Annotated in this window: 4 protein-coding genes; 1 reads left to right on the forward strand and 3 read right to left on the reverse strand. The window is 72.3% G+C overall.

The features are described from left to right. A partial coding sequence (locus CVO76_RS03450) for an NAD-dependent succinate-semialdehyde dehydrogenase (protein WP_208740676.1) occupies positions 1–1,388 on the forward strand: 1,388 nt, incomplete at its 5' end. 88 nt (positions 1,389–1,476) lie between these two features. Here CVO76_RS03450 and CVO76_RS03455 read toward each other — a convergent pair. The 3 genes from CVO76_RS03455 to CVO76_RS03465 form a co-directional block, all read right to left on the reverse strand. Then, complete coding sequence (locus tag CVO76_RS03455; RefSeq protein ID WP_208740677.1) at positions 1,477–3,912, reverse strand: transglutaminaseTgpA domain-containing protein; 2,436 nt, start codon at positions 3,910–3,912, stop codon at positions 1,477–1,479. After that, entirely contained in the window at positions 3,909–5,423 is a 1,515-nt protein-coding gene (locus CVO76_RS03460; protein ID WP_208740678.1) for a DUF58 domain-containing protein, read from the reverse strand. Before CVO76_RS03460 ends, CVO76_RS03455 begins: the two co-directional genes overlap by 4 nt. A gap of 66 nt (positions 5,424–5,489) precedes the next feature. Further along, positions 5,490–6,509: an AAA family ATPase gene (locus tag CVO76_RS03465; RefSeq protein WP_133082027.1), complete on the reverse strand. Its 1,020-nt coding sequence runs from the start codon at positions 6,507–6,509 to the stop codon at positions 5,490–5,492. Positions 6,510–6,800: the final 291 nt, after the last annotated feature.

Below are 6,800 nucleotides of genomic sequence, written 5' to 3' on the forward strand. Positions count from 1 at the left end.
CCACGTTCGACGTCGAGGACCCGGCCACCGGGCGCACCCTCCGGACCCTCGCGGATGCGACGCCCGAGGACGGTATGGCCGCGCTCGACGCAGCAGCCGCGGCCCAGGCCGACTGGGCCCGGACCGCGCCGCGCGAGCGGGGGGAGATCCTGCGACGGGCCTTCGACCTGGTCACCGCGCGGGCCGACGAGTTCGCGCTGCTGATGACCCTCGAGATGGGGAAGCCGCTCGCCGAGGCCCGCGGCGAGGTGACCTACGGGGCCGAGTTCCTGCGCTGGTTCTCGGAGGAGTCCGTCCGCATGTCCGGCCGGTACTCGACCTCCCCCGACGGCAGGTCCCGGCTGCTCGTGAGCAAGAAGCCCGTGGGGCCGTGCCTGCTCATCACGCCGTGGAACTTCCCCCTGGCGATGGCCACCCGGAAGATCGCCCCCGCGATCGCCGCCGGGTGCACCATGGTGCTCAAGCCCGCGAACCTCACGCCCCTGACCTCGTCGCTGTTCGCCACCGTGCTGCAGGAGGCCGGCCTCCCCGCCGGAGTCCTCAACATCGTCAACACCACCACCGCGGGGGCCGTCACGGGTCCCCTCATCGAGGACCCGCGCCTGCGCAAGCTCTCCTTCACGGGTTCGACGCCGGTGGGCCGCAGCCTCCTCGCGGCCGCCTCGCAGAACGTGCTGAGGACCTCCATGGAACTCGGCGGCAACGCGCCGTTCCTGGTGTTCGAGGACGCCGACCTCGACGCGGCGGTCGACGGTGCGATGCTCGCGAAGCTGCGGAACATGGGCGAGGCCTGCACGGCGGCCAACCGGTTCATCGTGCACGAGTCGGTCGCGGACCGCTTCGCAGCCGCGCTCGCCGAGCGCATGGAGGGCATGACCCCCGCACGCGGCACGGAGGAGGAATCCACGCTCGGCCCCCTGATCGACCAGAAGAGCCGGGACAAGGTGCACGAACTGGTGAGCGCAGCGGTCGGGGGCGGCGCACAGGCCGTCACGGGCGGATCGCCCGTGACCGGCGACGGCTACTTCTACCAGGCCACGGTGCTCACGAACGTGCCCCGGTCCTCGCGGATCCTGCAGGAGGAGATCTTCGGGCCGGTGGCCCCCATCATCACCTTCAGTACCGAGGACGAGGCCGTGGAGCTCGCCAATGACACCGAGTACGGGCTCGTGGCCTACGTCTTCACGCGCGACCTCAACCGCGGGCTGCGCATCGGGGAACGCCTCGACACGGGGATGCTGGGGCTCAACGCCGGTGTCGTGTCCAACGCCGCCGCCCCCTTCGGCGGCGTCAAGCAGTCCGGTCTCGGCCGTGAGGGCGGCGCCGAGGGGATCGAGGAATACCTGTACACGCAGTACGTCGGCATCGCCGATCCCTACGCCTCCTGATCCGGGAGGTCCCGGGCACGATCCGCACGAGAGCAGCGAGGGCCGGCACCCGTCGGGGTGCCGGCCCTTCGTGCGTCCGCGGCCCGGGTCAGCGGCGCACGGTGCCCCGGAAACGGTTCAGGAGCGACTGCGGGAACAACCGTGCCCTGACCCTCGTGGGCCACGAGCTCCCGCTGCGGAGCGCGCGGGTGACGGTCTCGACGTCGTCCCACCGCGGAGCCGCCACGGGTCGGGCGAGCATCGCCACCGGGAGGGAATTCCCGCCGCGTCCCCCGGCGTACCCGTCGACGGGACGGATGACGTCGAGGTGCTCGGCGTACTCCTCGTACTCGTAGGCCGTCCGGAGCCTGGCGAGCGACGCCACGGGGGAGCCGGCCAGGCGGGCGTCCCGGCCGAGGCGGCCGGCGAAGGTCCGGGGGGTGTCCGTCGGCTCCAGCGGGTAGCCGTAGTCGCCCGCCAGCTCCGTCGTCTCGGCCCACGCCGCGGTGGCTGCCCCGGTGCCGTCCGGGGTGTCCGCGGCCACCGACCTGCGGCGGGAGCGGGTCCTCGCCGAGCGGAGGAGGAGCGGCAGGAGGGCGAACAGCGCGATGCCGGCGACGGCGAGCAGGCCTGCGACCGGCTGCGCCTCGTCCTGCGCCCCGCCGGCCTGCGTACCGTCCTCGGCGCCGGCGGTCTCCTCCGCGGAGCCGGTCCGTCCGCCGGCGGGAAGCCCGCCGGGGTTCAGGGCGTCCGTGTCGTCCGCACGCGGTCCCACCGGCGCGAAGGCCTGCTGGGCATAGGTGGGTACGACGCCGCGTGACGGCGTGGGTTCGAACTGGACCCAGCCCACACCCTCGAAGTACAGCTCCGGCCACGCGTGGGCGTTGCGGGAGTCGACCACGAATTCCCGGAGCTCGGTGCCGGCGGGCCCCTGCTCCGTGTCGCCCGTGGGACTTCCGGGCGTGTAGCCGACGGCCACCCGGCTCGGGATCCCTGCCGCCCGCGCCATGACGGCCATCGTTCCCGCGTAGTGGACGCAGTACCCGGATTTGGACTCGAGGAAGCGCGCCATCACGTCCATGCCGCTGCCGTCGTAACCGCCGTCGACCGGCGCCTCCACGGAGTAGGTGAACCGGGGGCCGCGGAGGTAGTTCTGGATCGCGAGCGCCTTGTCGTACGGGTTCACGAAGTCACCGGCGACCTCGTCCGTGGTGGTGCGGACGATGTCCGGGGTGTCGTCCGGCAGCTCGGTGAACACCTCGGGCACGGAGTCGGACTCGGAGGGGCGGATGGAGCCCAGGCCCTCGCGCGTGAGGGCGGCCGATCGGCTCTGCACCAGGTAGCTCTGGCGTGCCGTCGAGCCCCCGTCCGTGGCGAGGATGGAGAGATTCGCCGGATCCCAGGCCCACCTGCCGGACAGGTCGGTGACGCCCTCGGGTGCGTAGGGGGACAGGAGCCATGGACTCGCATAGCTCTGCGTCGTGATCCTGGTGAAGACCGTGGTGCCGTCGGGGACGGATTCGGGTGCGCCCTGCTCCGCCCCGATGTCGCGGACACCGCTCTCGCGCCCGTCGAGCCTCTGGTCCGGCTCCCACCGCCGGCCGCTGAAGTCCTCGAGGGTCACCGCCCGGAGGTACAGGGGGGTGTCCGAGTTCGTCGAGTAGGCGATGCGCCCGAACCCTGTCGGGTTGCGCAGGTCGTTGCCGAGGGTCACCGCCGGGTTGAGCCCGGTGGCGTTGCCCCACACGTTCATGCGCGCACCCTGCGGGAAGGCCCCGGAGGTGAAGCCGGGCACGAACAGCGGCAGGATCACGGTCACGGCCAGGGCCGAGGCTCCGATGATCACGCTCCGCCCCGCGAACCCCGAGGACGCCCGCGCGCCGCCCGACGCGAGCCGGTTCTCACGCCACTGCGCGAGGGCCAGGAGCAGCAGGTACGCCAGTGCGGTCACGAGGAAGGCGGACATCCCGACGCCGTTCGGCTTCACGACGGCCGGTGCGATCAGGACGGTGAAGAGCGCGAGCCCGCTCGCGGCGGGCATGCGCAGGGTCGTGGCGCAGACGTCCACGAGGATCGCGATGAGCCCCAGGGCGGCGCACACGATGAGGAAGATACCGGCGCCGGGCAGCACCGGGGCCACCTGGGAGACGACGGTCTCCTCGGCCTGCGCGAGGAGGCGCTGGAGCTCGAGCGAGGTGCCTGGACCCGGGACGATCGCGAGGATGCTCTGCCGCGGGAAGAACTGGGCGGTGAGGGACCCGACGAGCGCCAGGACGCCCACGAGCGCCGACAGCACCCCGCTCAGGCGGAGCGTCCGGGTCAGCGCCATGGCGAGGAGTACCGGTACGAGCGTGCGCACCACGGGCAGGAACCAGGTCCACGCGTCCACGACCCCGTTGAGGCTCGTCGCCGCGGCGAGCACGGCCAGGAGGGAGGCGCCCGTGACGGCCCAGTGCCATGGATCGGGAAGGGACGGCCGTGCTGCGGCCGACGCCGTCGGAGCAGGCACGTCCGCGGCGGCGGGGCGGTCGAGTGTCGAGGTCATGCTGGTCCCCTGGTGGTGTCGCGGGAAGATCGGTGCGGCGCGGGTGGACGGGTCGCGGTGGGGGAGGTCCCGGCCGGCGCAGGGCCGTCCGCGGTCCCGAGTCCGGCCCATACGGTCGGCAGCTGTGCCGCGGGGGAGGCCGCGGTCGCGTGCCAGCCGGCATCGCGCAGGATGGCGAGTTGCCGCTGCGCATCGGCGGGCCGTTCGGACGCGATGATGGCGTAGGACGCCGATCCGTAGTCCGACGCGGAGGCGAGTGCCCTCGCCTCCTCGATGGTGATGACGCCGAGAACCGCGACGAGCGGCCCGCGGTGGCGTGTGGCGGCGAGCTTGTCGAGCAGGTCGTCCCCGAAGGCGGAGTGCTGTGCGTGCTGGGGTGCTTCCGGTGCCGAGCGGCGGATCCGGCGCGCAGCATTGCGCGCCGCCTCGCCCGCCCGCACCACGCTGCTGCCGGCGCGCTCCTCCAGCTGCTGGCGGCGTCCGGCCTCCGGGGCGAGTTCGAGGGCCGCGAGTCCTTCCGCGATACCGGCGACCGCACCCGGTCCCTGGTGTTCCTCGTCGGTCGGGAACGGTGCGGACCGTGAGTGCAGCAACGCGGGCGCACCCTGGTGGTCGAGGAACCGCAGGGCGTAGTTGCGTTCGAGCAGGTGGGCGCTGACCGACATCGCGGCGGTGACGGCCCACTCGAAGGTCGGGGAGGTGGACAGCCCGTTGCCGGCGACCCCGTCGAAGACCGTGCTGAATCCGGTGCCGAAGCTCGAGTGCCGCTGATCCAGGAGCAGGGTGGCCTGCGGTGTGGTCACCGATTCCTCCTGCCGCACCATGAGTTCGTTGTGGCGCGCCGTCGCGGCCCAGTGGACCCGGCGCAGGGAGTCCCCGTGCCGGTACTCGCGCGTCATGACGTCGTCGTCGCTCGGATTCGCCTGGCGGCGTGTGGCCGCCATGCCGTCGCTGCCGCGGGACCCGGCGAGGGTGGTGCCCAGCAGTTCGAGGGGTGCCGGTGTGACCACGAGGTCGTCCGCCCCGCCGAGGACGTGCCGCGACTTCCCCAGGCCGAAGGGATCGGTGAACTCCGCGGTCACGGGCCCGATGGGGTAGACGCCCCGCGACGCGGACCGGAGCCGGTACTCGTACACCGAGGTGCCCTCGCGCGTCGGGTTGCGCGAGGGGTAGGTGAACCGGGGGGCCTGGCCGAAACGGGCCGGGAGCAGCTCCTCCATCGCGATGCTCGCACCCCCCGCGACGGTCGCCGCGAGGGAGAGCGTGACCGTCGTCGTCGACCCGATCTCCATGGACTGCGGCTGGAAGCGGCGGCTCACGGTGAAGCGGGGCTTGACGAGCCGGAGCACGACGATCGACGCCAGCGGCAGCGCCAGCAGGAGCACCCCCACGTACAGGAGGTCGCGGCGTCCCAGGACCTGCGCGGCCAGCAGTGCGACGACGGCGGTGGCGACGAAGCCCCACCCGCGCACCGTCAGGATGCGTGAGGGGAGCTTGTCGAGGAGGGCCATCAGGATTCCGTCGGTGCTAGGAGGGGAGAAAGCGGGAGGAGGGCGGGATCGGCGGCGTCGGCACGGTCACCGCCGCTGCACCTCGCGGGCCACCGGCACCCGCGCGAGGACGTCCTGCACGATCGTCGATGCCGTCTCGCCGGCGCTGGTGGCCTTGCGGTCGAGCAGGAGGCGGTGGGCCAGGACGGCGTCGGCGATCGCGGCGACGTCGTCGGGCAGGACGAAGTCGCGGCCCTCGAGCGCCGCCCCGGCCTTCGCGGCGCGGAGGAGCTGCAGCAGCGACCGGGGACTCGCGCCGAGCCGCAGCCGCGGGTGGTCCCGCGTGGCGCGGCCGATGGCCACGGTGTAGTCCTTCACCGCGGGCGAGACGTACACACCCCGCACCTGGCGCATCATGCCGGCGATGTCCGTGACGCTCGCGACCGGGCGGATCGCCTCGAGCGGCGACACCGACTGGTGGGTCTCGAGCATGTCCGCCTCCGCGCGGGCGTCCGGGTAACCCATGGAGATCCGCGCCATGAAGCGGTCGCGCTGTGCCTCGGGGAGCGGATAGGTGCCCTCCATCTCGATGGGGTTCTGCGTCGCGACCACCATGAACGGCTCGCCGAGGGCATGGGTGTGCCCGTCCACGGTCACCTGGTGCTCCTCCATGCATTCGAGGAGCGAGGACTGCGTCTTGGCCGAGGCGCGATTGATCTCGTCGCCGATGACGATGTTCGCGAACACGGGCCCCGGCCGGAACTCGAACCGCCGGGAATCCTGGTTGAAGATCGACACGCCGGTCACGTCGGAGGGCAGCAGGTCGGGCGTGAACTGGATGCGGTTCACCGTGCAGTCGATCGTCCGGGCGAGCGTCTTGGCGAGCAGGGTCTTGCCGACGCCCGGCACGTCCTCGAGGAGGAGGTGCCCCTGGGCGAGGAGGACGGTGAGGGCGAGCCGGGCGGCGTCGGGCTTGCCGTCGATGACCGTGTCGATGGAGGAGAGGATGCGGGTGCTGATGTCGTGGAAGGTCGCGCCGGGCACGTCCGCCGGTGCCGCCAATCGTGGATCCGCTGCTATCTCGGCGATGTTGTGCTGTACGTCCATGGGCACCTTCCATGCGTGCGGCTGCGGCGGCAGGCGGCGACCGGGACGGCCGGGCAATCGACACGCAGGTGACAGCCGTGGCCGGTCCGGCTCGGGGCAGGACAGACCCGGTTGAATGATTCAACAGATTACTAGCTCAACTTGCTCCCCGGGGGATAAGTTCCGCGCCGGATCTAGGCTTGGAGCATGTGTACCAGTGCAGCAGCCGTCCGTCACCCCTACGCGGCCGGGGAGACGCCACCGGCCTATCGGGAACAGGACACCCCGCGCGCCTCGGCCGCCGCGGACGAC

The organism is Arthrobacter agilis (assembly GCF_002953615.1).
In the GTDB taxonomy this organism is placed as follows: Bacteria; Actinomycetota; Actinomycetes; order Actinomycetales; family Micrococcaceae; genus Arthrobacter_D; species Arthrobacter_D agilis_B.

Excerpts from the sequence above, each read along its gene's own strand:
- CVO76_RS03460 (WP_208740678.1), bottom strand. The coding sequence starts at position 5,423 with ATGGCCCTCCTCGACAAGCTCCCCTCACGCATCCTGACGGTGCGCGGG.
- CVO76_RS03465 (WP_133082027.1), bottom strand. The coding sequence starts at position 6,509 with ATGGACGTACAGCACAACATCGCCGAGATAGCAGCGGATCCACGATTG.
- CVO76_RS03455 (WP_208740677.1), bottom strand. The coding sequence starts at position 3,912 with ATGACCTCGACACTCGACCGCCCCGCCGCCGCGGACGTGCCTGCTCCG.